Annotated in this window: 24 protein-coding genes and 1 tRNA gene; 16 read left to right on the top strand and 9 right to left on the bottom strand. The window is 52.5% G+C overall.

Going from position 1 to position 23,232, the window contains the following annotated elements:
- Window position 1: 1 nt before the first annotated feature.
- A tRNA-Met gene (locus PPL9_RS26360) sits at window positions 2-78 on the top strand.
- An 81-nt stretch (window positions 79-159) separates the two neighbouring features.
- Here the strand turns inward: PPL9_RS26360 and soxR are convergent.
- Window positions 160-624: a redox-sensitive transcriptional activator SoxR gene (gene soxR, locus PPL9_RS26355; protein ID WP_057465495.1), complete on the bottom strand. Its 465-nt coding sequence runs from the start codon at window positions 622-624 to the stop codon at window positions 160-162.
- A gap of 86 nt (window positions 625-710) precedes the next feature.
- On the opposite strand from soxR, the gene PPL9_RS26350 reads away from it, so the two are divergent.
- Window positions 711-1,094: a VOC family protein gene (locus PPL9_RS26350; RefSeq protein WP_057465494.1), complete on the top strand. Its 384-nt coding sequence runs from the start codon at window positions 711-713 to the stop codon at window positions 1,092-1,094.
- Window positions 1,095-1,152: 58 nt separating this feature from the next.
- Here the strand turns inward: PPL9_RS26350 and PPL9_RS26345 are convergent, their stop codons facing one another.
- Window positions 1,153-2,088 (bottom strand): phytanoyl-CoA dioxygenase family protein, encoded by a 936-nt coding sequence (locus PPL9_RS26345; RefSeq protein WP_057465493.1) that lies wholly within the window; start codon window positions 2,086-2,088, stop codon window positions 1,153-1,155.
- 117 nt (window positions 2,089-2,205) lie between these two features.
- On the opposite strand from PPL9_RS26345, the gene PPL9_RS26340 reads away from it, so the two are divergent.
- Window positions 2,206-3,066, top strand: coding sequence for an AraC family transcriptional regulator (locus tag PPL9_RS26340; RefSeq protein ID WP_057465492.1), 861 nt, complete (start codon window positions 2,206-2,208; stop codon window positions 3,064-3,066).
- 8 nt (window positions 3,067-3,074) lie between these two features.
- Here the strand turns inward: PPL9_RS26340 and PPL9_RS26335 are convergent, their stop codons facing one another.
- From PPL9_RS26335 to PPL9_RS26320, 4 genes are read right to left on the bottom strand one after another with little or no spacing between them, the layout of a single operon-like run.
- Window positions 3,075-4,598, bottom strand: coding sequence for an altronate dehydratase family protein (locus PPL9_RS26335; protein WP_057465491.1), 1,524 nt, complete (start codon window positions 4,596-4,598; stop codon window positions 3,075-3,077).
- Window position 4,599: 1 nt separating this feature from the next.
- The gene (locus PPL9_RS26330) at window positions 4,600-5,445 is read right to left on the bottom strand and encodes an amidohydrolase family protein (RefSeq protein WP_057465490.1); all 846 of its coding nucleotides are present in this window, start codon (window positions 5,443-5,445) and stop codon (window positions 4,600-4,602) included.
- Window positions 5,438-6,478, bottom strand: coding sequence for an aldo/keto reductase (locus PPL9_RS26325; protein WP_057465489.1), 1,041 nt, complete (start codon window positions 6,476-6,478; stop codon window positions 5,438-5,440). The genes PPL9_RS26330 and PPL9_RS26325 overlap by 8 nt, the downstream gene beginning before the upstream one ends.
- A gap of 10 nt (window positions 6,479-6,488) precedes the next feature.
- Window positions 6,489-7,286 (bottom strand): IclR family transcriptional regulator, encoded by a 798-nt coding sequence (locus PPL9_RS26320; RefSeq protein WP_057465488.1) that lies wholly within the window; start codon window positions 7,284-7,286, stop codon window positions 6,489-6,491.
- Between the two features lie 267 nt (window positions 7,287-7,553).
- Here PPL9_RS26320 and PPL9_RS26315 point away from each other — a divergent pair, with 267 nt between their 5' ends.
- The 3 genes from PPL9_RS26315 (at window position 7,554) to PPL9_RS26305 (ending at window position 9,795) form a co-directional block, all read left to right on the top strand.
- Window positions 7,554-8,291, top strand: a complete 738-nt coding sequence (locus PPL9_RS26315; protein WP_057465487.1) for an SDR family oxidoreductase — start codon at window positions 7,554-7,556, stop codon at window positions 8,289-8,291.
- A gap of 15 nt (window positions 8,292-8,306) precedes the next feature.
- Window positions 8,307-9,152: a fumarylacetoacetate hydrolase family protein gene (locus PPL9_RS26310; protein WP_057465486.1), complete on the top strand. Its 846-nt coding sequence runs from the start codon at window positions 8,307-8,309 to the stop codon at window positions 9,150-9,152.
- Between the two features lie 109 nt (window positions 9,153-9,261).
- Complete coding sequence (locus PPL9_RS26305; RefSeq protein ID WP_057465502.1) at window positions 9,262-9,795, top strand: methylated-DNA--[protein]-cysteine S-methyltransferase; 534 nt, start codon at window positions 9,262-9,264, stop codon at window positions 9,793-9,795.
- Between the two features lie 36 nt (window positions 9,796-9,831).
- On the opposite strand, the gene PPL9_RS26300 is transcribed toward PPL9_RS26305, so the two are convergent.
- The 3 genes from PPL9_RS26300 to PPL9_RS26290 all read right to left on the bottom strand — a co-directional run bounded on the left by PPL9_RS26300 (window position 9,832) and on the right by PPL9_RS26290 (window position 12,341).
- Window positions 9,832-10,218, bottom strand: coding sequence for a hypothetical protein (locus PPL9_RS26300; RefSeq protein WP_057465485.1), 387 nt, complete (start codon window positions 10,216-10,218; stop codon window positions 9,832-9,834).
- A gap of 242 nt (window positions 10,219-10,460) precedes the next feature.
- Entirely contained in the window at window positions 10,461-11,492 is a 1,032-nt protein-coding gene (locus PPL9_RS26295) for a hypothetical protein (RefSeq protein ID WP_057465484.1), read from the bottom strand.
- 84 nt (window positions 11,493-11,576) lie between these two features.
- Complete coding sequence (locus PPL9_RS26290; RefSeq protein WP_057465483.1) at window positions 11,577-12,341, bottom strand: sugar phosphate isomerase/epimerase; 765 nt, start codon at window positions 12,339-12,341, stop codon at window positions 11,577-11,579.
- A gap of 779 nt (window positions 12,342-13,120) precedes the next feature.
- Here PPL9_RS26290 and PPL9_RS26285 point away from each other — a divergent pair.
- The 10 genes from PPL9_RS26285 to PPL9_RS26245 all read left to right on the top strand — a co-directional run bounded on the left by PPL9_RS26285 (window position 13,121) and on the right by PPL9_RS26245 (window position 23,125).
- The gene (locus PPL9_RS26285) at window positions 13,121-14,203 is read left to right on the top strand and encodes an ABC transporter ATP-binding protein (protein WP_057465501.1); all 1,083 of its coding nucleotides are present in this window, start codon (window positions 13,121-13,123) and stop codon (window positions 14,201-14,203) included.
- 10 nt (window positions 14,204-14,213) lie between these two features.
- Window positions 14,214-15,293 (top strand): ABC transporter ATP-binding protein, encoded by a 1,080-nt coding sequence (locus PPL9_RS26280; RefSeq protein ID WP_057465482.1) that lies wholly within the window; start codon window positions 14,214-14,216, stop codon window positions 15,291-15,293.
- 3 nt (window positions 15,294-15,296) lie between these two features.
- Window positions 15,297-16,184, top strand: coding sequence for a sugar ABC transporter permease (locus PPL9_RS26275; protein WP_057465481.1), 888 nt, complete (start codon window positions 15,297-15,299; stop codon window positions 16,182-16,184).
- Between the two features lie 149 nt (window positions 16,185-16,333).
- Complete coding sequence (locus PPL9_RS26270) at window positions 16,334-17,086, top strand: carbohydrate ABC transporter permease (RefSeq protein WP_244273484.1); 753 nt, start codon at window positions 16,334-16,336, stop codon at window positions 17,084-17,086.
- Between the two features lie 13 nt (window positions 17,087-17,099).
- Entirely contained in the window at window positions 17,100-17,381 is a 282-nt protein-coding gene (locus PPL9_RS26265; RefSeq protein ID WP_057465479.1) for a DUF2160 family membrane protein, read from the top strand.
- A 74-nt stretch (window positions 17,382-17,455) separates the two neighbouring features.
- Window positions 17,456-19,174, top strand: a complete 1,719-nt coding sequence (locus tag PPL9_RS26260) for an ABC transporter substrate-binding protein (RefSeq protein ID WP_057465478.1) — start codon at window positions 17,456-17,458, stop codon at window positions 19,172-19,174.
- A gap of 251 nt (window positions 19,175-19,425) precedes the next feature.
- Window positions 19,426-19,641 (top strand): hypothetical protein, encoded by a 216-nt coding sequence (locus PPL9_RS32135; RefSeq protein WP_152986836.1) that lies wholly within the window; start codon window positions 19,426-19,428, stop codon window positions 19,639-19,641.
- On the top strand, window positions 19,641-20,222 hold the full coding sequence (locus PPL9_RS26255; protein ID WP_057465477.1) for a Fic family protein: 582 nt from the start codon (window positions 19,641-19,643) through the stop codon (window positions 20,220-20,222). The genes PPL9_RS32135 and PPL9_RS26255 overlap by 1 nt, the downstream gene beginning before the upstream one ends.
- Before the next feature lie 227 nt (window positions 20,223-20,449).
- Window positions 20,450-20,836: a hypothetical protein gene (locus PPL9_RS26250; RefSeq protein ID WP_057465500.1), complete on the top strand. Its 387-nt coding sequence runs from the start codon at window positions 20,450-20,452 to the stop codon at window positions 20,834-20,836.
- A gap of 135 nt (window positions 20,837-20,971) precedes the next feature.
- Window positions 20,972-23,125: a 3-hydroxyacyl-CoA dehydrogenase NAD-binding domain-containing protein gene (locus tag PPL9_RS26245; RefSeq protein ID WP_057465476.1), complete on the top strand. Its 2,154-nt coding sequence runs from the start codon at window positions 20,972-20,974 to the stop codon at window positions 23,123-23,125.
- Window positions 23,126-23,232 lie beyond the last annotated feature (107 nt).

Genomic DNA, 23,232 nt, shown 5'->3' with positions numbered 1-23,232 from the left:
CCGCGGGGTGGAGCAGCCCGGTAGCTCGTCAGGCTCATAACCTGAAGGTCGTAGGTTCAAATCCTACCCCCGCAACCAAAGATTAAAACCCGTTATCATCATGATGACGGGTTTTTTGTTGTCTAAATTTTGAAACACGACAACTCCGGTTACCGCACCCTAGCTTTCATCTTTAAATGACTTGTCGCCATAGATGAAGCGGGGGCCGCGGCCGTAGCTGGAGGCGGCGTCTCCGGCGTTGTAGAGCTCGCATTTGTCCAGAGATAGGCAGCCGCACCCCATACAGCCTTCCAGTTGCGCTCTCAGGTTTTCCATGCGTGCAATGCGCTCATTCAGATGAACTTTGAACTGCTGGCTCAAGCGTTGCCACTCAGCTTTGTTTGGCGCACGGCCTGGGGGAAGAGTCCCGAGTTGATCTGAAATCTCTTTGATGGTGAAGCCAAACTCCTGCGCGACTAACGCAAATGATAAGCGGCGGATGTCTGCGCGCATAAAACGGCGCTGACCACCAGAATTTCGGCTGGCAGTGACAATTCCCTTGGTCTCGTAGAAACGAATGGCGGAAGTGGTGAGGCCGGTACGGTCGGCTAACTCACCGATTGTCATGACATCTGAGTGCTGCATAAATTTCTCAAAAATAGTGCTTGACTTAAACTTAACTTGAACTCCTAAACAGGGTGTCATCAGAAGTCAAAAGAAAGGCTATTGCGATGACAAAGAGTTTTTTAGAGCACGTCAACATCACCGTTTCTGACCCAGTTGCGACCGCGGGCCGTCTTTCAGATTGGTTTGGCTGGAATGTGCGTTGGCAGGGGGCTGCCCGGGCTGGTGGAACAACCGTTCATGTTGGATCGGACGACAGCTATATCGCTGTTTATTCCCTTGGAAACACCAAAGCCACTCAAGAAGACAACTACGTCACTCATGGCAGCTTGAACCACGTTGGCGTGGTGGTTGATGATTTGGATGCGGTTGAGAAGAAAGTTTTGGCGGGCGGATACAAGACCCGAAACCATGCTGACTATGAGCCAGGTCGACGCTTCTACTTTGATGATGATGATGGCATCGAGTTTGAGGTCGTCAGCTACGCATAACTCAATGAGTTACGGTGCAAGAGCGTTTCCCCATTATGAGGAAACGCTTATTTTTGTTTTACCAGAGGTCCAGTCCGAGAAGCTTCTTGCCGAGATCGGTCAGTTCTGCCGTTTTAGCATTTTTCTTTTCCCAATCTCGCGGGTCGCCGGGGAAGGATGCTCTTTGTGGTGGCTCCATGTTGCGCCATTGATGGATGCGGTCTTGTCTGTGCCCCTCATTGGCTTGCTCAGATGGGTACATGGAGATGTATTGGGCGATGCGCACTTTGTCTTTTGAGTTGTTGGGGCGGATGCCATGGGCGAGGAGGGCGTTGAAAATCATCAGGTCGCCCGGCTCCATTTCAATATTCTCGATCTCAAAGCCAGAGTAGTCTGGATGTTTGGGGTCGCGGTCTTCTGGTTGGGTCTTGACCCATTCATCGAATTCTTCAAAGAGCTTTGGGATACATTGAAAGCCACCAGTTTCATCATCCTGTTTGATTAATGAAAGAACGCCCTGAACGCTGATTGGTTGAGGGCGCAGGGATGTGTCTACATCCCAATGGATGAACCCGGGTTTGCCGTCGCGGTTTTTCTTGGGCGGATTGAGGTTTGCGCGGTCGATGCTGACCCAAAGGTCCTCCCGGTCCCAGATGTCTACGAAAGCATCGTAGACGCGTTGTTGCATGCGGTTGTCCCACAGGTACTGGTGATTATAGATTTCCAGCATGCCTGCGTTGTTCAGCTCTTGCATTTTGTGTGCGCGGCGTTGTGGGGTGTACCAAGTCGATGGATCAGAGGAATCTTTTTCGTCAAACTCCCAAAGCAGATCGACCAGCCTTTTCACATTTTCCTGCGGGACAGCCTGACGCACAATAACGTAGCCGCGGGTGATCCAGTGCTGCCAGTCTTCTTCTGATAAGACGCGCAGCGGTAGCGTCTTTTTGATGTCCTTCAACTGGGTGTCGGTTGCGGTTGAGCCCCAGTGATTGTCTGCAAGCAGTTCAGCGTCCATTTGGTCCTCCCAGATCCTTCGATGAACTTGTAAGTTTATTCACTCTGGTATGTGAGAGTTGTTCTAAACTAGCGGATACTGGTACTATTCTGGCGTCTTATTGGTTCAGAGGGTGAAATGCGGTCATATCTGGAGAAAGTGCCGGAGTCTGAAGACGGGTCATTCAAGGTGATGAACCGGCGTCTTCATGACGGCATTCCGTTCTCCTGGCATCACCATCCTGAATATGAGTTGACCCTGACGTTGAACTCTGAAGGGCAACGCTATGTAGGTGATCATGTAGGGGACTATGGGCACTCAGACCTTGTACTGCTTGGACCTAATCTTCCGCATACGTGGGCATCTAACAGTCGGCCTGACGAGAGTGAGCCGCATCAGGCATTGGTTATCTGGTTTGAGCCGGAGTGGATTGAGCGAATTACCAGCGAGATGGCAGAACTGGCTGGTGTTAAGAAGCTGTTTCAGCGGGCACTGGCGGGGCTAAGCTTCAGTGATGCAGCGCGGCGACGTGTGGTGCCCAAGATCAAGAGTTTCTTTGAGGAAGACCCTCTGGAGCGCTTGTTTATCGTTCTCAGGGTTTTATCTGAACTCTCAGAGGATGAATATGCGATGCAGCTGGCGCATGATCCGGTTGTGCTTTCCAGTGCGGATGGTGGCAATGAGCGCATCGACAGGGTGTTGACGCTCATTCACTCCGAGTATGCGCGTGTGTTGACGCTGGAAGAACTAGCCGAGACTGCGGCGCTGAGTGTCTCCGGAGTGCACCGGTTGTTTCAGCGGCATACGGGACAGACAATCTCAGAGTACCTGAAACGCATTCGGATTGGGGATGCGTGTGCACAGCTTGCCGGCGGGGATGCGCCGGTCTCAATGATTGCTCATAATGTTGGGTATTCGGCGCTGGCCAACTTTAACAGGCAGTTTCGCGCGGTGAAAGGTATGACCCCGCGCGAATACCGGACTAGGTTCAGAGGGTAGTAATCCCGCTACATCACTGCGCCGATTTGCCATGGGACGAACTCGTAGTCGCCCAGTCCTTGCGCTTCTGACTTGCTGTGTTCGCCTGAGGCGACCTTGATCATCAGCTCGAAAAGCTCTGTGCCGACTTCTTCGATGGATCTGCCTTCGGAGATGATGGAGCCTGCGTTGAAGTCCATGTCTTCTGGCATATGCTCAAAGAGTGATGTGTTGCTGGCGACCTTGATTGTGGGGGATGGCTTGCTGCCGAACGCGGAGCCGCGGCCTGTTGTGAAGACGATCAGGTTGCAGCCGCTGGCGATCTGGCCGGTGACGGAAGCAGGATCATAGCCGGGACTGTCCATGAAGACGAAGCCTTTGGTTTCAATCGGCTCGCCGTATTTGTACACGCCTTCCAGAGCAGTGGTGCCACCTTTGGCGACAGCTCCGAGGGACTTTTCTAGGATGGTTGTCAGGCCACCGCGTTTGTTGCCCGGTGAGGGGTTGTTGTCCATGGTGCCGTTGTTGCGGGCGGTGTAGTCCTCCCACCAGCGGACGCGTTCCACCAGTTTCTCGGCGACCTTCTGGTTTGCGGCGCGGCTGGTGAGCAAGTGTTCTGCGCCGTAGATCTCAGAGGTCTCAGAAAGGACTGAGGTGCCGCCGTATTTGACGAGCAGGTCGGTCGCATAACCAAGAGCTGGGTTGGCGGTGACCCCGGACCAGCCATCAGAGCCACCGCATTGCAGGCCGACCATGAGTTTGGAGAGTGGCGCTGGCTGACGAGAGGCTTTGTTGACTTCCGGCAGCATGGCTTTGACTTTTTCAATGCCTGCTTCGATGGTTTTGCGCAGGCCGCCCATGCCCTGAATGTTCATGAACTGAAATGTTGGTGACTGCTTCAAGTCATAGGCATCCAGCAGGAAGTCGATTTGGTTGACTTCGCAGCCTAAGCCAACCAGCAGAACGCCGCCGACATTTGGGTTTTTGGCGTAGCCCCAGAGGACGCGTTGGAGGTTGGCGAAGCCCTCATTGTCGCCTGCCATGCCGCAGCCTGTGCCGTGAGCGAAGGAGGCGACACCGTCTACATTTTCAAACTGCAACAGGTCTTCATCACTGAAAGCATCTGCGATGCGGTGAGCTGCGGTGGCGGAGCAGTTTACGCTGGTGAGGACTGCTATGTAGTTGCGGGTGCCGACGCTGCCATCTTCGCGGTGATAGCCGAGGAAGGTACGCTCTTCCGGGTGCTCGGCATATTGCGTTGGTTTGTAGTCCTTGCAGAAGCTGTGGTGCACGCCGGGGTCAGAGAACTCCATGTTGTGCGAGTGCACATGGGCGCCTGCCTGAATGTCCGTTGTTGCGAAGCCGATGGTCTGACCGAACTTGATCAGCGCTTGTCCCTGCTTGATGTCGTGTTCGGCGATTTTGTGACCTGCGGAGATATTGTCGAGGACCTGAAGATTGCCTGCCTTATCACCCGGCTGCAAAGCTCTTGTGGCGATGATGACGTTGTCCGCTGGCTGAAGTTTGACGCTGGCTGGAATGGGTGCCGACATTTCAGAGAGTTTCCATTGTTTTGGTGAGATAGAACTTTGCAGCGGTGCCACCAAAGATGGCCTCCCAGTCTGCCTGTGGCAGATCAGCTGTGAGCTGCTCCACCATATCCACCCAGTTTTGATAGGTATTCGCGAGGAGAAGGACGGGCCAATCGCTGCCGAACATGACGCGCTCCGGTCCAAAGCATTTCAGAATGTGAAAGGCGTAGGGGGCAATGTCTTCGATCTCTGCGTTTTCGGAGGCCTCAGTCAGGAGACCTGAGAGTTTGCAGCAGACGTTGGAGGTGCGTGCGATGTCGCTGACGTGTTGGGACCACGTCTCGATGGCCTTGTTGCGGATATCCGGTTTGGCGCCATGGTCGATGACTGCGCGCAGATCCGGGTAGCGGCTGAGGAAGGTTTTAAGGTGCGGCAGGTGCCGGGGCTGGACCAGCAGGTCGAGTGTCAAGTTGTTGTCAATGAGGGCTTGAATGGCGGGGTGCAGATTGTCCTGCAGCATCCACTCGTCGTCTTCAATGTCCTGTATCATCGGACGAATGCCGACGAGCTTTGGGTTTTGGGAGAGTTCACTGATGATGTCTGGCGCGTTCGCTGCTTCCATGTCTACCCAGCCGACGACGCCGAGGATCCAGTCGTGTGCTGCAGCCAGCTCCAGCATGAAGAGAGTTTCTTCAACTGTGTCTGCAGCCTGAACGAGGATGGTTCCGTCCATCTTTGCCTGTGTGAGCAGGGGTTGGATGTCACTGGTGAGGAAGTCGCGGTAAAGGACGTTCAGGTCTGGTGTCAGCCAGCTGTAGTCGCCGCGGGAAAGCTTCCAGAAATGGTGGTGGGCATCGATCCTAAGCATGCTTCACCTCTTGTTCGAAGAAGAGATTGCCAGATGGGACCGGGGCTTCAGCGGGAAGAAGGTCTCGTTCTTTCAGTCGTGCCCAGAAGGCGTCGGGAATGTCGGCAGCGATCCATTTGAGGATATCTTCCAGCTCGCTGCGATTGCGCATGCCGGGAATAACGCTGGCGATTGCTGGGTGCGCGAGTGGGAAGTGCAGGGCTGCTGCAGCCAGATCAACCGAAAACTCCTGACAGCATTCTTTCAGTGCCGTCACATGGGCCAGAATTTCAGGCGGTGCGCTTCCGTAGTTCCAGGTGTTGCCGCCAACGAGGATGCCTGAGTTAAACGGGCCGCCGAGAATGATGGAGGTTTGGGCCTTTGTGCAGGCTGGCAGCAAATCCTTGAGAGGGGCTTGCTCCAGCAAGGTGTAACGGCCAGCAAGGAGGAAGGCGTCCCAGTGGGCTTGCTCCATCAACTCCATGCAAATGGCGGTCTCGTTTACGCCAAGGCCCATTGCTGAAATAGCACCTGAGGACTTGAGCTCCTGAAGAGCCCTGATGCCGCCTTGCAGGTCCTTCATATGGCGGCGGTTTTCTTTCAGGCCATGGGTCGCAGTGCCGATATCATGCACCAACAGGATATCAAGTCGGTCGAGACCGGTGCGATGCAGACTGGCCTCGTAGGAGCGCATGATGCCGTCATACGAATAATCATAGGCCGGATGGAAGGGCAGTGGGTCTGGCCAGCCGAACTGGGCCGGGTTGTCTGCCATGCCCGGTTTCAGCAAGCGGCCAACCTTGGTGGAGAGGATGTAGTCGTGCTTGCGCACGGCATCTCCAATGACACGTTCGGAGCGGCCAAAGCCATAGTAAGGGGCGGTGTCAATGTAGGTGAGACCAACCTCTTTGGCGCGATCCAATGTGCTCATAGACTCTTTGCGAGGAGCTGTTGCAAACAGCCCACCAAATGCTGCGCCGCCGATTCCCAATGTTGGCAGTTGCAGATCTGTTCCCCCCAATTGTCGATGAGCCAGCTTCCCTCCCAAGCCCATAGCAATTTCCTTATGTTGGCACTGTGCCGTAAATGCTGGTGATGTCCTTCGCTACCTGAGCGTAGGCTTGTTGAACGTCTTCAATTCCCGGTGCTTTGAAATCGTCGATGCGCTCCATGAATGGACAGCTGAGTGCAGCGACTGCGTTTCCATCTGGTCCCAGAATTGGGAAGGCCAGATTTGTAACGCCGACTGTGCTGGCGGATGGCATGCGTACGAAACCTTGTTCCTGTACTTCATCCAGAATGGCACGGAATGCATCGAGGCTCATCTCCGGTTCTCCGAGTGCGGGCTCATGCTGGTTGTACATGAGCTCTCGGATCTCCGGCTTCTGGAAGGCAGCGATTGCCCGTCCGGTGCCTGTGTTCCAGAGGCCGATGACCGAGCCGGTTTTGAGGACGAAGCTCCAGTTGCCCGGCGCTTCCACGCTGGCGACAACAACGATCTCTCCCTGATGCTCCATACCGATGTGGTTGGACTGGTGAACGTCCTTGGCCGTTTTGCGCATCATGGGCACCGCCGCTTCCAACAACCGTGTGACGGGTGGGTGGCGATGCGACATGGAATACATTTTCAGGCTGAGCTGAAAGCGGTCGCCTTCTATGGAGCGCGATACATACTCGCGGCGCACCAGTGTGGTGAGCATGCGGTAGATCTCATTGGGGGACCGGTCGAGTGCTTTTGCGATCTCTGCCTGAGACAGGCCGGATGCGTACTGGGACAGCAGTTCCAGAATATCCAGTCCCTTCTCCAAAGCAGGAGCGCGGTATTTTTCAGCTTTGTCTTGCGTTGTCTGTGTGTCTGCCATGATCAGCTCTGTTTGATGTGAGCATATTTTTTGACGCAAAATTCGACCTTGTCAATTTCTAATTTACATTTGAAAGAAGTTTTTATATTTAAGTTATGCCGTTATGTGATTTGGTGAACTGACGGATTTCTGCGGTCTTTGGGAGAGGGCCAACGGGCCACTTGCCTTTTGTTTTGACGATAAGCGGTGCTTCCTCTCTAATAATCCGAGTTTCAGGTCCGTTTGGCCGAGCCTAAATTTTGAGAGATTCAGTCCGGGGGAGGACACATGGGACGATTGACTGGCAAGACAGCCCTTATCACCGCTGCAGGGCAGGGAATTGGCCGTTCTACGGTAGAAGCCTATGCTGCTGAAGGCGCAAAGGTTTTTGCAACAGACATCAACGAAACTGCGCTTACAGAGTTGAATGCGATTGAGGGTGTGACCGGCCTGAGGCTGGATGTGACCAATGCAGATGATGTACGTGATACTCTGGAAGTTACAGGGCCGTTGGACATTTTGTTCAACTGTGCGGGCTTCGTACACAGCGGTACGATTCTCGACTGTGATGAAGATGCGTGGGACTTCTCTTTCAATCTGAATGTGAAGGCGATGTACCGCCTCTGCCGTGCTGCGATTCCTGGCATGCTGGAAAATGGTGGTGGTTCCATCATCAACATGTCGTCTGTGGCGTCGTCGTTGAAGGGGGTGCCGAACCGGTTTGTTTATTGCTCCTCCAAAGCAGCAGTGATTGGCCTGACCAAGGCAATTGCAGCGGATTTTGTGACCAAAGGTGTTCGCTGTAATGCGATTTGTCCGGGAACGGTCGACAGTCCGTCCCTGCATGACCGGTTGAAGGCCACGGGCAATTACGAACAAGCGATGAAAGATTTTATTGCGCGTCAACCTATGGGACGCATTGGCAAGCCAGAAGAGATTGCTGCGCTGGCTGTTTACCTTGGTAGTGATGATAGCGCGTTTACAACAGGTCAGACGCACGCCATTGATGGCGGTTGGTCAGTATAAGAAAATGGGTAGGATATGAAGCTTCTTAGATATGGTGAGCTGAACGCTGAAAAACCGGGTGTTCTGGATGCGGATGGCAACATTCGCGACCTTTCTGGTGTGGTTGGTGACATTGCTGGAGATACGCTCAGCGCGGAAGGTCTTGCAAAAATTGCGGAGCTGGACCTGACCAGCCTGCCAGTGGTGGAAGGTAATCCGCGCATTGGTGCCTGTGTCGGCAATGTGGGCAAGTTCATCTGTATTGGCCTTAACTATTCCGACCATGCTGCTGAAGCGGGCATGGAAGTGCCAAAAGAGCCTGTGACCTTCTTCAAGGCGACCTCAGCTATTTGTGGCCCGAATGATGACATCGAGATTCCGCGTGGGTCTGTGAAAACAGACTGGGAAGTAGAACTGGGTGTGGTGATTGGTAAACACACCAAGTATGTGAGCGAAAAAGGCGCGCTGGATCATGTGGCCGGATATTGCGTGGTCAACGATCTGTCTGAGCGTGATTTCCAGCTGCACCGCAGTGGCCAGTGGGTGAAGGGTAAATCTGCTGACACCTTTGGTCCAATTGGCCCGTGGCTTGTGACCCGTGATGAGGTGGAAGACCCGCAGAACCTTTCCATGTATCTGGAAGTGAACGGCCATCGCTATCAGAACGGTTCTACCAAAACCATGGTGTTTGATGTGGCGAAGGTGATTTCGCATCTGTCGCAGTTCATGAGCTTGCAGCCGGGTGATGTGATCTCCACTGGCACGCCTCCGGGTGTTGGCATGGGGCAGAAGCCAGAGACCTACCTGAAGCCGGGCGACAAGATGGAGCTAGGTATTGAAGGTCTTGGTGTTCAAAAACAGGTTACTTACGCTGCTGATTGAGGAGCGTGAGCTTGCTAAGCTCTGACGCCTTCACTAAGCTTTAAAGAACTCTCCGCTGCTGATCGTGGTGGAGAGTTTTTTTATGCGTTTTCAGGGGGAGAAAACTTTCATGACCAGCGTTTCAGAGCCAATCACATATTGCAGTTATGAAAGCCCGGTTGGGTCTTTGCTGATTGGTGGAGAAGCTGGTGGACTGGAGTTTCTTCATTTTCCTGAAAGTGCACGCAGGCGGTTTGTTGAAGACGGCTGGGTGGAAGATGCCACGCCTTATGCGGACTTGATTGCGCAGCTTGAGGCTTACTTTGCAGGGGAGCTAAAAGAGTTTTCTTTGAACTGGAAGCTGATTGGCACTGACTTTCAAAAGAGCGTTTGGGAGCAACTTGCGGCGATCCCGTTTGGGGAAACGCGCAGTTATGGTGATGTTGCGAAAGCGCTAGGCAATCCGGGTGCGAGCCGTGCTGTGGGGCTGGCGAACAATGCGAACCCATTGCCGATTGTTATTCCATGCCATCGGGTGATTGGAGCGAATGGTGCTCTGGTTGGATTTGGTGGCGGGCTGGATACAAAAGTCTGGTTGCTGGATCACGAGGGTATTCCGCACGGAACCGGTGCCAGCAAAGACCAGATGGCATTCCAGTTCTAAAACGGAACCCGCTTTAGAACCGGAGCGTAATGCAGATCAATCAAATGTAAGCTGGAACTTGTTGTTCAGGATAAATGGCGCGCGGAAATCTTCGTTGATGAAGTAGTAAATGCCCTGCTCTTTATCATGGGTGATGTTGAAGCAGCCATATTCTTCTTTGCTCCAAAGACCGGTCCAGCTGGAGCAGTACTGATTGTTCTCGATCTTGTAGCGCGCTTCGGATGGTTTTGCGTCGCCTTCTTTGATCCAGAGGGTGAGACCAGACTCGGAGAAGTACTGGCGTGTTTCAGCGGCAAAGTGGATGCCTTTGATGGTTGAGCCGGTCAATAACTCAGTAATTTGAGTGTTGTTCAAAGTCACTTCACCAGCCAGTGCAGGCGTTGCGCATGCGGCAATAGCAAGGCCTAAAATCACTTTCTTCATATTGCTTCTTTCCAGAGATAAATTGAGATGATGGTCAGCTGTTTATCTGCCATTCAGGACTGAATTTGCGTTTCAGTACAGGTACCGATTTGGTTAGGCAGGCTTAGATATGCTTCCTGATCGCTGGTTTTTATCAGCGCAGGTTTTTTTCTCAAATCACCTTTTTTTGCTTAAAATTTGCAGGTTTTAAATGGGAAAGGGCGCCCGATTGAGCGCCCTCTTTTTTGCTGATCCTGTTGTACTCAGGATGGTGTTGTTTCGGTTTCATCAAACTGGATGCGCACGATCCTGTCTGTTCCGGATTCTCCGCCCCATGCTTCGCCTTTACGTCCTGCCATCTGGCGGACGTCAGCGTCTGCTTTGTTGCTTGGGAAGCTGGTGAACTCTTCTGTATCCGGATCAAAATGGACGATGGCGTCGGCATCAAAGTCTGTGAGCCAGACCTTATCGTTCTCATCGACGTAGACCGAGTAGGGCAGTGGGTCATTGCCGGGGAGACGCCATGCGCGCCATGTGTCTGCCTTCGGGTCGTATTCGCTGACCTGACCGGAGAGCCACTCACTGACCCAGAGCTTGCCTTCTGAGTTGGACCAGACGCGGCGGGCGCCTTGCTCTTTTGTTGGAGGCGTCACGATGCGGGCGCGTCCATTGGTTCTGTCAATATTGGCGATGTGACTGCCGGCGAGGGACGCGTACCAGACATCACCTTGCGGTGTGACAGTGATGCCATAAGGGCCGGGGCCTTGAGGGCTTGGCCAGACTTCGATCTCTTGTGTGACGGGGTCAACGCGGCCATAGACGCCGTTTTGTCCGGTGAACCAGTAGATGCCGTCGTGGTCGAAGATGCCTGTGTTGAGGTTTGCGTCTGCGAACTCGGCAGGTAGCGGAATGAGGGTGACGGCGTCTGTTGCCGGATCAACACGTGCGATGGCGTTTTGTCCGCCTTCGGTGACCCACATTGCGTTATCGGGGCCGAGCACCACGCCGTGTGGGGCTGCATTTTCGCCCAGTGAGACCGGGTGGAGTTCTCCGTTGTCAGGATCAAGACGTGTGAGTGTGCCATCTGCCTGTCCGCAGTACCAAACCATGCCATCGGAATCGAAGCCAATGTCTCTGGAGCGGGCGCCTGGACGGGCGTCAAAATACGTGACTTTTGCGTTTTTGACAGAGTTTGTTTTTTCGCTTTCAGCGAAAACAGGTCCAGCAACGATGCCCATATAATAGGCGCTGGAAATTGTTAGGGCAGATGCTCCGAGAAACTCTCGTCTGTTCATCCTACCTCTCCCTTATGCCGTCTCCTTGGTGGAGACAATCGACTTGCCTTAATGCAAGGGAAAGGCGTGTCTATGGCAAACTACCTATACACCCTCAAGCATTTTAAGTGAGGTTAAGGAACGGTCAGCGAAGCGGAGAAAATTGTTCGGATCATCGTGTTCGAGAATGTAGATTTTGGTTCGGGTTTTTTCCTGCAAGGCCGTCAGAATGTGGCCCCATGGGACGGTGCCGAAGCCGACATCTGCCCAGCCATCTTCATCTGTGCCTTCGCCTTCCGGAGCGATGTCTTTGATATGGACTGCGGTGATGCGGGTGCCGTGGGCTTCGATCCAGTCCAGCGGGTCCAGACCTGCTTTGATGATCCATGCGGCATCGATCTCCCATTCCACAGTGGGAGCTTCTGAGATGATCAGTTCCATAGGAATGGTGCCGTCCGGGAGAGGTTTGAACTCGAAATCGTGGTTGTGCCAGCCGAAGTGGAAGCCTTTATGCTTGAGCGTGTTGGCCATGTGCTCCAAACGGTGGGCGAAGATGATCCATTCTCTCTTTGTTGTCGGGCGTTGTTCTGGTGTGAGGTAAGGAGCGAAGATGGTGTGCATGCCGAGGAGGACTGCGATCTTGATGCACTGATCGAGGTTCTCTTCCAGATCCTTGAGGTCGAAGTGGCCGGAGGGCATGTCTAGGTCGTACTGATCGAGGAGGTCTCGCACTGTCTGAGCGGCTTCCAATGTGGGATAGAGCTCCTCGAAACCTTCTACCTGTGTGTAGCCGAGGAGAGCTGTTTCCTGAAAAACCTCTTTCCAAGGCTGGAAGTTTCGTGCGCTATAAAGCTGTAGGCAAAAGTCCATGATGCAGTTCCCCTCCCAGAGCGACCGAAGCTAGCTGCCTTGGTTTTATTGCTCTACACGACAATAGGGTTGCATCTACCTGAAGGGCAAGGGGGCTTGCGAAAGAGGGGGAGGAGAGGTGATCCTCTCCGGAAGCGGTTGTCAGAATCGATGTTTGAGCAAGGTGGTTTCATGAATTGACCACACCCGGTGGAGAACATCTGAATAGGGAATTTAGGTTCGAATTATTTCGCCGCGAAAATATTAGCTAGCTCATTAAATCAGAGTTTGCGTCAACAGCGCAGTCTTTTCAACGTGTTATTGGTTCAGGCTGTCAGATGCAAGAATGACAGATCTTCAACATTTTCTGCCGCACTGGGTGCGTTCTCATCCTAATGGATAACAACTGAGAGTTTCGTTTTATCAATTTTCGAATTGACGCTTAAGTGGTTTCGCTTATATTTCGAAATTACGCGAATATGCGCGTAATCGACTGTAAACGAAAATTGACGTGTTGGTTAGGACGTAGTTTAATTTTGATCTCTAATGGCACTTTGTAGGGACGGAGCTGCGTAAGAAAGCAGAACTTGAAAGTGTTCGGGGAGGCTCGTGAAAAATTGACAGATGCGTAGCGTTGCAAAGCGGCGCAGTTCTTTAAAAGGCTGGGACCTTTACTAAGAGATTCAGCTCGACCACCGAGTTGTTTTTTGGAATTACAGTCAGGAATATGAAGGTACCGCAGTGCAAGCAGCGCGTACCGCAGGAAGCAGTTGGGTCGCTTTCTGTTCCGGGAGGGCAACATGCTTGAATTAAGGGGCGTCAGCAAGACTGTTGACGGTATGGACCATATTCGCGACGTGTCTTTGCGTCTTGAAAGTGGTTCATTGAACGTATTGTTGGGACCAACACTGTCAGGCAAGACAACGCTTATGCGTTTGATGGCAGGGCTGGACACGCCAACTGCAGGGCATGTGCTCGTAAATGGACAGGATATGACCGGTGTTTCCGTGCGCAAGCGCGACGTCGCCATGGTCTATCAGCAGTTCATCAACTACCCGGCTCTCACGGTTTATGAAAACATCGCCAGCCCGCTGCGCGTTGCGGGAGTAAAAGGGGCTGATGTTGACAAGCAAGTGCGCAAAGCTGCGGACTTGATGAAGCTCACACCTTATCTGGACAGAACACCGCTGAACCTTTCTGGTGGTCAGCAGCAGCGTACTGCTATTGCACGTGCGCTGGTCAAAGGGGCGCATCTGGTGCTGATGGATGAGCCATTGGCGAACCTGGATTACAAACTGCGCGAAGAACTGCGTGACGAGCTGCCGAAGATCTTTTCTGAAAGCGGTGCTGTGTTTGTATATGCAACAACAGAACCGACAGAAGCTTTGTTGCTGGGCGGGCGTACAGCCACCTTGCATGAGGGGCAGGTTTCGCAGTTTGGTGATACCATTGATGTTTACCGCAATCCTCAGGACATCGTTACTGCGCAGACTTTCTCTGATCCGCCGCTGAACCTTCTGGGTCTGACGAAGAGCGGGGGCGAGTTCCGCACGTCAAATGGCACGGTTATTCCGGCATCAGAAGAAGAGAAGCGTCTTCCTGATGGGCATTACAAAGCAGGTTTCCGGCCACATCACCTTTACCTGCAGCGCCCAAGTGAAGATGCTGTGTGTCTTCCTGCGGTTGTTGATGTCTCCGAGATTACCGGTTCTGAGAGCTTCATCCACCTGACATGCCTGAGGCACCGCTGGGTGGCGCTGGAACATGGCATTCATAACGTAGACGTGGATGCCAAGATCGACGTGTATGTGGATGCCAAGAACTTCATGGTTTTTGATGATGAGGGCCGCTCTGTTGCGTCTCTCATGCGTGAAGCGGTTTAAGGAGGCGAGCATGGCACGTATTGATCTCGACCACATTCGCCACTCTTATTTGCCGACCCCAACAAGCCCAAGCGATTACGCTTTGAAGGAAGTTAACCTGACCTTTGAAGATGGCGGTGCTTATGCGCTTCTTGGGTCTTCCGGCTGTGGCAAGACAACACTTTTGAACATCATTTCCGGTTTGCTGACACCCTCTGAAGGTGAGCTGCTGTTTGATGGCAAGCCAGTGACGGAGCTGTCGACTGAAGCGCGTAACATTGCGCAGGTGTTCCAGTTCCCGGTCGTTTACGACACCATGTCTGTTTACGACAATCTGGCGTTTCCGCTTCGCAACCGCGGTGTTCCGGCAGCTGAAGTTGATCAGAAGGTCAACGAAATCCTGCGGATCATTGATCTGGAGAGCAAGGCAAAGCGCAAGGCACAGGGCCTGACTGCTGATGAGAAGCAGAAGATCTCTCTGGGCCGTGGTCTGGTGCGTTCTGACACCAACGCGATCCTGTTTGATGAACCGTTGACCGTGATTGACCCGCATATGAAGTGGGTTCTGCGCTCGCAGTTGAAGCATCTGCACAAGCAGTTTGGCTTCACCATGGTTTACGTGACGCATGACCAGACCGAGGCTTTGACCTTCGCGGATAAGGTTGTGGTGATGTATGGCGGCGAAGTTGTGCAGATTGGAACGCCTGATGAGCTGTTCCGCAAACCTCAACATACCTTTGTTGGCTACTTCATCGGGTCTCCGGGCATGAACATTCTGCCGTGTGAGGTGGATGGAACCATGGCGCGTGTTGGTGGGCACAGTGTGCCGCTGCCATGCGGTCTCGATCCGAAGAAAGTCGCCCAGAAAACCGAGGTTGGTATCCGTCCTGAGTTTGTGAAACTCGGCGGTGCCGGAGAAGGTTTGCCGTTGAAAGTCAACGCTGTTGAAGACATCGGCCGCTACCGCATTCTGCGTGGTGAGATGGAAGGTGTTGCGCTGAATGCCATTGTTGGCGAAGGCATGAGCATTCCGGAAAGTCCGACAGCTCTCTTCGATCCAACACAGACGAACCTTTATGCCGACAGCTGGCTCGTAAGCGAGGGGGCCTGATCCATGGAAAAGACCGTAAACAACAAAGCCTGGTTCATGGTTTTACCGGTTCTTTTGCTGGTGGCCTTTACCGCTGTTATTCCATTGATGACTGTTGTGAACTATGCGTTTCAGGACAGCTTTGGAAACAATCAGTTTTTCTGGGTTGGGATTGAATGGTTTCAGGAACTGCTCAGCTCCGAGCGCTTTCATGATGCCTTGGTCCGCAACCTGATTTTCTCCTTCTCCATTCTTGCTATCGAGATCCCGCTGGGTATCGGCATTGCGCTTTGTATGCCTAAAAAAGGCTGGGGCGTTCCGGTTTGTCTGGTGTTGATGGCGCTGCCATTGCTCGTGCCGTGGAACGTAGTTGGTACCATCTGGCAGGTGTTTGGCCGTGCGGACATTGGTCTGCTGGGTTATTTCCTCAACTCTCTTGGCATCAACTACAACTACACGCAGGACCCTGTTGCAGCATGGGCCACCGTGATTGTTATGGATGTATGGCACTGGACCAGCCTTGTTGTGCTGCTGTGCTATGCGGGGCTTGTTTCTATTCCTGAGGCTTATTATCAGGCCGCGCGTATTGATGGGGCGTCCCGCTGGGCGGTGTTCCGTTACATCCAGCTGCCAAAGATGCACAGTGTGTTGCTGATTGCAGTTCTGTTGCGCTTCATGGACAGCTTCATGATTTACACCGAGCCGTTTGTTGTGACAGGTGGCGGACCGGGTAACTCCACGACCTTCCTGAGTATCGACCTTGTGAAGATGGCGATTGGTCAGTTTGACCTTGGACCAGCTGCTGCAATGTCACTCGTCTACTTCCTCATCATCCTGCTGTTCTCATGGGTGTTCTACACCGCGATGAACAACATTGGGACTGAGAAGAAACACTACGCAGGCGAGGAGTAAGCACCATGTCGACAACAACTGGAACTGCAGTCATTGATGGTGGTGTTGCTGCTGGTGGACAGGCTCCACGCAGCCGGACCCGCGCAAAGGCACAGAGAACCGGAAGCCGCTATGCTTTCCTCGTTCCAACTTTGTACATCACGTTTTTGATGCTGCCGATCTACTGGCTCTTCAACATGAGCCTGAAGACTAACCAGGAGATTCTGAGCAAGTTCACCTTGTGGCCGGATGAGCCGACGCTCGCCAACTACATGGTGATCTTCACGGACCCGAGCTGGTACAACGGTTACATCAACTCCATCACCTATGTGGCGCTCAATACGGTTATCTCCGTGGCGGTCGCGCTGCCAGCGGCCTATGCGTTCTCGCGCTATAAGTTTCTGGGTGACAAGCATCTGTTCTTCTGGCTGCTGACAAACCGTATGGCTCCGCCAGCGGTGTTTGCGCTGCCTTTCTTCCAGCTCTATTCCGCCTTCGGTCTGATTGACACGCACCTTGCAGTGGCTCTGGCGCACTGTCTGTTCAACGTGCCGCTGGCTGTGTGGATTTTGGAAGGCTTTATGTCTGGTGTTCCAAAAGAGATTGACGAGACTGCTTATATCGATGGCTATTCCTTCCCGAAATTCTTCGGCAAGATCTTAATGCCTTTGATTGCAAGCGGTATCGGTGTGGCAGCGTTCTTCTGCTTTATGTTCTCTTGGGTGGAATTGCTGATTGCCCGTACGCTCACCACAACTGCAGCTAAACCGATTGCGGCCACGATGACCCGTACGGTTTCAGCTTCCGGAATGGATTGGGGTGTACTTGCGGCGGCGGGGATTCTGACAATTATTCCGGGTGCGCTGGTGATCTATTTCGTACGTAACTACATCGCTAAGGGCTTTGCCCTGGGCCGCGTTTAACAGGGAGGCGATTATGGATTTTTCTTGGATGGCCTGGACGTCGCCGACTGCGATTTTCTTCATCACCATTGGCCTGCTGATCTCCAGCATGGCGGTTTGGGAATGGTTTGTGCCGGGGGGGACACCCCGGCATGGGATTTTGAAATTTGAGACGACACGCGGCGACCGCTTGTTTGTTTCGCTGCTGGGCAGTGCGTTTATCTGCCTGTTTTGGCTTGGGTTTGTTAGCGCAAACCTTTGGTGGGCTCTGTTGGTCTGTGTGGCATATGCGTTTTGCGTGTTCCGCTGGGTTTAGGATTGAGCTTTTTTCTCCGCACTGATGTTTAGGGGAACTTTCAGTGCAATAAAATATAGTCGGGAGGAATATATATGAGACGTCAGCTTTTAGCGTCCGTTGGCTTTGCAGCCATGATTTGCGCATCCAGCTCTGCTTTTGCAGACATGGAAGCCGCGAAGAAGTGGGTGAGCGATGAATTCCAGCCTTCTACTCTTTCTCAGGAAGAGCAGATGAAGGAAATGGACTGGTTCATCAAAGCAGCTGAGCCTTTCAAAGGTATGGAAATCAAAGTGGTTTCCGAAACCATTGCGACCCACGAATACGAAGCGAAGGTTCTTGCAAAAGCATTTACCGAAATCACCGGCATTAAAGTTACTCACGACCTGATCGGTGAAGGTGATGTTGTTGAGAAGCTTCAGACCCAGATGCAGTCTGGCGAGAACATCTATGATGCTTACGTCAACGACTCCGACCTGATCGGTACGCACGCTCGCTACAAGCAGGTTCGTAACCTGACTGACTGGATGGCTGGCGAAGGTAAAGCGGTTACGCTGCCAACTCTGGATGTTGAAGACTTCATCGGTCGCTCATTCACAACTGGCCCAGATGGCAAGTTGTATCAGCTTCCAACACAGCAGTTCGCGAACCTTTACTGGTTCCGCTATGACTGGTTCACAAACCCAGACATCAAAGCTCAGTTTAAAGCGAAATACGGCTATGAGCTGGGTGTTCCGGTTAACTGGTCCGCTTATGAGGACATCGCTGAGTTCTTCACCAACGACGTGAAAGAAATCAACGGCGAAAAAGTCTATGGCCACATGGACTACGGTAAGAAAGATCCATCCCTGGGTTGGCGCTTTACCGATGCATGGCTCTCCATGGCAGGTGCTGGCGACAAGGGTATTCCAAACGGTCTGCCAGTTGATGAATGGGGCATTCGTGTAAACGGTTGTTCCCCAGCTGGTTCTTCCGTTGAGCGCGGTGGTGCAACCGATGGTCCTGCTGCGGTTTACTCCATCACCAAATACATCGAGTGGCTGAAGAAGTACGCTCCGGCTGAAGCACCAGGCATGGTGTTCTCTGAAGCTGGTCCGGTTCCGGCACAGGGCTCTGTTGCTCAGCAGATCTTCTGGTACACCGCATTCACCGCAGACATGGTGAAAGAGGGTATTCCAGTTGTGAATGCAGACGGCACTCCTAAGTGGCGTATGGCTCCTTCTCCGAAGGGTGCTTACTGGGAAGAAGGCATGAAGCTGGGTTATCAGGATGCTGGTTCCTGGACTCTGATGAAGTCTACCCCGGAAGATCGTGCAAAAGCTGCATGGCTCTACGCTCAGTTCACCGTTGCGAAGACAACTTCTTTGAAGAAGTCTCACGTTGGTCTGACCTTCGTACGTGACAGTGACGTTCGCGATGCATCCTTCACAGAGCGTGCACCTAATCTGGGCGGTCTGGTAGAATTCTACCGTTCTCCAGCTCGTGTACAGTGGACTCCAACCGGTACCAACGTTCCTGATTATCCAAAGCTGGCTCAGCTGTGGTGGCAGAACATTGGTGATGCATCCTCAGGCGCGAAAACTCCTCAGGAAGCTATGACCGCTCTTGCAGCTGCTCAGGACAAAGTTCTGAAGCGTCTTGAGCGTGCTGGTGTTCAGGGCGAGTGTGGTCCTAAGCTCAACGAAGTTAAGGATCGCGATTTCTGGCTGAACCAGCCAGGCGCACCGAAAGCCAAACTGGCTAACGAAAAACCAACTCCGGTTACCGTTGACTACGACGAGCTGATCAAGAGCTGGGCAGACGCTTCCAAGTAAGCGTCGTTTTCGGGCGTATCTTTGTCCGAAAACCGGTATCCACTTTTCGGGGATACACTTCCAAGACTAAACGAGAAACCCGGTGTCGTAAGGCGCCGGGTTTTTTGTTTTGGGAATGAACATTCTACATATTGGATCACTGATCGAATTGGTATCTTCTTATTGAGAGGGATTCGGTTCTTATCTTTTTAACCAGTTGTAACAGAAAGCAGCTTTTGCATTTTTTTAATTGTTTATGCTAAGCTTTGCGCATGACGAAAAGTAATATTATCAAACGCTCGACCGTAAGTGGACGGATTTCTGTCTCTCCGCTTGGCAAAAAAAAAGCATCAAGGTTTGCGCTTGTTGAAGGTATGACTTTGACTAAGAAATGGGAGAGGACGATTGCCCTTCATGAAAGCGAAGGCTTGAAGGGGGATGCTTTGCGTTCAGCTATTTCTCGCAGTTTTAGCAAGAAATCAAGGTGATGAGCCGTTATAATGCAATAGAAGATCCGCTATGCTATCCAGGTACACATGTTCTTAAAAATAAACTAGATTTGACCGACCAAAGTGAGCTGGATCAGTTCGAGCAGCTTATGTTCCTGACACGCTCTGAGGAACCTTTACCAGCTGGTGAATTGGACTATGAGTACTACAAGGCAATCCATCATCATTTTTTCCAAGACGTTTATGACTGGGCAGGGAAGCCGAGAGAAATTCGGACAGGAAAAGGCGATAGCTGGTTTTGCTATCCTGAGTTTATTGAGCAGGAAATGGTCAAGATTTTTGCTCAACTGGCATCTGAAAATCACCTCACGCTGATTGAGGACCCGATAACATTTGCGAAGCGTGCAGCTTATTATGTTGCAGAAATAAATGCCGTTCATCCCTTTCGAGAGGGAAATGGACGTTGTCAGCTAACCTTACTGAGCATTCTCTTTGAAATTTCAGGTTTTCCGATGGACGTGGAGCAAATTCAAGCTGATCAGTTCATGGCAGCTATGGTTGCTAGTTTTTACGGCAACAATGGACCGCTTATCCAAGCAATTATGGCATTGATGGCGTAGATATATTCTTCTCGCTTCCTGGGAGACACCATACCAGTTTCGTTTTTTAGCGATGTGCTGCGTTTGAATGCTTCCCCCTTAAAATCCAAGCGAGACATCCTGAAAAGGTATGCCGAGATGTCGCTATGAAGGGGGATTGTATTATCTGGAGTACTTGTTTCGTCTTCTGGTTGCGGCATGGTAGGTAGATTTTGCGATATCTTGGTCAGATTGAAGGGGCTGCTGCTGTGAAGTGTCTACGGATTTACGCAACGCCGGATGGGGAGTCGCATTTTGGTGAGGCTGAGATACTGACGCAGAAAGTGTCGGTGCATCCTGATGCAACTCCGTTTGATGTGAGTGCCAGTTATCCGGCTTCGCGCGTCCGTTTCTCTCACATTCCAGCAGGTATGAGACAGGTGGAATGGCATAGTGTGCCTGATCGGATTTTGACTGTGAGGCTTGATGGGTCCGTTGAGTATGAAACCAGTGACGGGGAAGTTCGAACAGTCGGCGCTGGGGAGTTTGTGCTTATTGAGGATACGCATGGCAAAGGCCACCTTTCGCGCCATTCTCCAGATGCCCAAACTGTGCTCTGGATCTCCTTGCCTAATGGATTGGATGAGCCGCTGTAGGCGAGTTTCTCTTCTTAAATTCCGCATATTAGAATTGTATTTTACAACTAGAATTCCTGCTGTGCCCTGTTAAACTACGTGGAATTGCGAGTAATTGTGCAGCGCGGGAGTGCGCTTTGCCTTAGGGAGTTTCGAGTGTCTTCTTCATTTAAATCATCTGGTCAGGTTTCCTATGAGTTGCGTGGTGATGTTGCGGTTATGACCGTGAGCAATGCGCCGGTGAATGCGTTGTCTCTGGCGATCCGGCAGGATTTGGTTGCGCGTATCAAGCAGTTTGAAGAAGACGATGCGGCGAAGGCTGTGGTGATTGTTGGCGCTGGCAAGGTGTTCATCGCGGGGGCGGACATTCGTGAGTTTAAGCGCCCGGCCACTGAGCCGCATCTGCCTGATGTGATTGATGGCATTGAAGCCTGCTCCAAGCCTGTGATTGCTGCCATTCATGGTGTTGCGCTGGGCGGCGGGCTTGAGGTTGCGCTGGGTTGTCATTTCCGCGTTGGGGTAAAGGGCGCCAAGGTTGGTTTGCCGGAAGTGCATCTGGGTATCATTCCGGGCGCTGGCGGCACGCAGCGCTTGCCGCGTTTGGCGGGCTACGAGAAAGCGCTGGAGATGATCCCGAGCGGTGCGCAGCTTGGTGCTGATGCTGCCAAAGCAGCTGGCATTCTGGATGAGGTGAGCGAAAAGGCTGATGCGGTTGCAGCAGGCCTCGCGTTCGCGCGGTCTGTGATCGACAACGGAACGCCGCTGTGCCGTTGCTCTGAGTTGGTTGCTGCGGCTGTTGAGCCGAAAGTGTTTGAGGATGCCAAGGCTGCGGTTGCCAAGCGGGCACGTGGTCAGAGGTCGCCAGTGGTATGCGTTGAAGCCATTGAAGTTGCCAGTCAAACCAGCTTTGCAGATGGCATGGCGAAAGAGCGTGAGATGTTTATGGAGCTGAAGAACTCGGCTCAACACCGCGCTTTATCACATGCGTTCTTTGCGGATCGGGCTCTTGGCAAGCTTCCTGAAATTGAAGGCATTGCTCCACGCGAGTTGAAATCTATCGGCGTGATCGGCGGTGGTACTATGGGCGCTGGCATAGCGACCAGTGCGCTGATGAACGGGCTTTCTGTTACCTTGATTGAGCGGGATGATGAGGCTCTAGGCCGCGCGAAAGCGACGATTGCCAAGAATACTGGTGGTGCCGTTAAGAAGGGCAAGCTTTCAGCAGAGCAGGAACAGCGGATCTTTGCTGAAGCCTTGTCTTTGAGCACGGACTATGCCTCGCTCTCTGACGTGGATCTGGTTGTTGAGGCGGTGTTTGAAGACATCACTGTGAAGAAGCAGGTGTTCCAGAAACTAGACGAGGTTTGTAAGGACGGTGCTGTTCTGGCGACCAATACCTCTTATCTGGATGTGAATGCTATTGCCGCTGTTACCAAGCGCCCGCAGGATGTGATTGGGCTGCATTTCTTCTCTCCAGCGCACATCATGAAACTACTGGAAGTGGTGGTTGCGGACAAGACTGCTCCAGATGTGATTGCGACTGGTTTCCAGCTTGGCAAGATCATGCGCAAGGTTGCTGTTCGGGCTGGTGTTTGTGATGGCTTCATCGGCAACCGCATTCTGGCGACTTATCGTGCAGCTGCTGATGCAGTTGTGGTGGATGGATCATCGCCGTTTGAGGTGGACGAGGTGATGCTGGAGTTCGGCTTCCCGATGGGGCCATATGCAGTCGCTGATTTGGCAGGTCTGGATATCGGCTGGGCAACCCGTAAGCGGAAAGCACCAACCCGTGATCCACGTGAACGCTATTTCACATTTGCAGACCGCATGTGTGAGCAAGGCTGGTTTGGGCAGAAAACCAGCAAGGGCTATTACGTTTATGAGGAAGGTGCGCGGAAAGGCACGCCAAACCCTGCTGTTCTCGAGATTTTGACAGAGGAACGCAAAGAAAAACATATCAACGCACAAAACCTTTCAAAAGAGCAGATCCTTGATCGGTACATGGCAGCCATGGTGAATGAGGCTGCAAAGGTGGTTGAGGAAGGCATTGCCTTGCGGCCGCTGGACGTGGATATGACGCTGATCTACGGCTATGGCCTCCCGCGTTGGCGTGGTGGCCCGATGCAGTATGCGGATGAGATTGGGCTTGAGGAAATCCTCAATAATATCAAGGTGTATGCGCAGGAAGATGCTTACTTCTGGCAGCCTGCGAAGCTGCTTGAGGAGCTGGTTGCCTCTGGCAAAACATTTGCTGACCTGAATGCTGAGCGGGGGAATAACCCGGCAGCGAAAAAGCACGAGAACGCTTGATTCTCTTCAGTTGCATCGCCATCTTCTAGTGGTGTACCCTTTGGGTAGCTCTAAAACAGCGCACATAGCAACGGTGCTGTTTTGGATGTTTATTTGCGTATCCTGAA

Source organism: Pseudovibrio sp. POLY-S9 (assembly GCF_001431305.1).
GTDB lineage: Bacteria > Pseudomonadota > Alphaproteobacteria > Rhizobiales > Stappiaceae > Pseudovibrio.
This window is presented reverse-complemented; position numbering and strand designations above follow the sequence as displayed.

Excerpts from the sequence above, each read along its gene's own strand:
- PPL9_RS26260 (WP_057465478.1), top strand. The coding sequence starts at position 17,456 with ATGAGACGTCAGCTTTTAGCGTCCGTTGGCTTTGCAGCCATGATTTGC.
- PPL9_RS26255 (WP_057465477.1), top strand. The coding sequence starts at position 19,641 with ATGAGCCGTTATAATGCAATAGAAGATCCGCTATGCTATCCAGGTACA.
- PPL9_RS26340 (WP_057465492.1), top strand. The coding sequence starts at position 2,206 with ATGCGGTCATATCTGGAGAAAGTGCCGGAGTCTGAAGACGGGTCATTC.
- PPL9_RS32135 (WP_152986836.1), top strand. The coding sequence starts at position 19,426 with ATGACGAAAAGTAATATTATCAAACGCTCGACCGTAAGTGGACGGATT.
- PPL9_RS26305 (WP_057465502.1), top strand. The coding sequence starts at position 9,262 with ATGACCAGCGTTTCAGAGCCAATCACATATTGCAGTTATGAAAGCCCG.
- PPL9_RS26330 (WP_057465490.1), bottom strand. The coding sequence starts at position 5,445 with ATGCTTAGGATCGATGCCCACCACCATTTCTGGAAGCTTTCCCGCGGC.
- PPL9_RS26320 (WP_057465488.1), bottom strand. The coding sequence starts at position 7,286 with ATGGCAGACACACAGACAACGCAAGACAAAGCTGAAAAATACCGCGCT.
- PPL9_RS26270 (WP_244273484.1), top strand. The coding sequence starts at position 16,334 with ATGCTGCCGATCTACTGGCTCTTCAACATGAGCCTGAAGACTAACCAG.
- PPL9_RS26280 (WP_057465482.1), top strand. The coding sequence starts at position 14,214 with ATGGCACGTATTGATCTCGACCACATTCGCCACTCTTATTTGCCGACC.
- PPL9_RS26315 (WP_057465487.1), top strand. The coding sequence starts at position 7,554 with ATGGGACGATTGACTGGCAAGACAGCCCTTATCACCGCTGCAGGGCAG.
- PPL9_RS26290 (WP_057465483.1), bottom strand. The coding sequence starts at position 12,341 with ATGGACTTTTGCCTACAGCTTTATAGCGCACGAAACTTCCAGCCTTGG.
- PPL9_RS26325 (WP_057465489.1), bottom strand. The coding sequence starts at position 6,478 with ATGGGCTTGGGAGGGAAGCTGGCTCATCGACAATTGGGGGGAACAGAT.
- PPL9_RS26345 (WP_057465493.1), bottom strand. The coding sequence starts at position 2,088 with ATGGACGCTGAACTGCTTGCAGACAATCACTGGGGCTCAACCGCAACC.
- PPL9_RS26275 (WP_057465481.1), top strand. The coding sequence starts at position 15,297 with ATGGAAAAGACCGTAAACAACAAAGCCTGGTTCATGGTTTTACCGGTT.
- PPL9_RS26335 (WP_057465491.1), bottom strand. The coding sequence starts at position 4,598 with ATGTCGGCACCCATTCCAGCCAGCGTCAAACTTCAGCCAGCGGACAAC.
- PPL9_RS26310 (WP_057465486.1), top strand. The coding sequence starts at position 8,307 with ATGAAGCTTCTTAGATATGGTGAGCTGAACGCTGAAAAACCGGGTGTT.
- PPL9_RS26350 (WP_057465494.1), top strand. The coding sequence starts at position 711 with ATGACAAAGAGTTTTTTAGAGCACGTCAACATCACCGTTTCTGACCCA.
- PPL9_RS26300 (WP_057465485.1), bottom strand. The coding sequence starts at position 10,218 with ATGAAGAAAGTGATTTTAGGCCTTGCTATTGCCGCATGCGCAACGCCT.
- soxR (WP_057465495.1), bottom strand. The coding sequence starts at position 624 with ATGCAGCACTCAGATGTCATGACAATCGGTGAGTTAGCCGACCGTACC.
- PPL9_RS26295 (WP_057465484.1), bottom strand. The coding sequence starts at position 11,492 with ATGAACAGACGAGAGTTTCTCGGAGCATCTGCCCTAACAATTTCCAGC.
- PPL9_RS26285 (WP_057465501.1), top strand. The coding sequence starts at position 13,121 with ATGCTTGAATTAAGGGGCGTCAGCAAGACTGTTGACGGTATGGACCAT.
- PPL9_RS26265 (WP_057465479.1), top strand. The coding sequence starts at position 17,100 with ATGGATTTTTCTTGGATGGCCTGGACGTCGCCGACTGCGATTTTCTTC.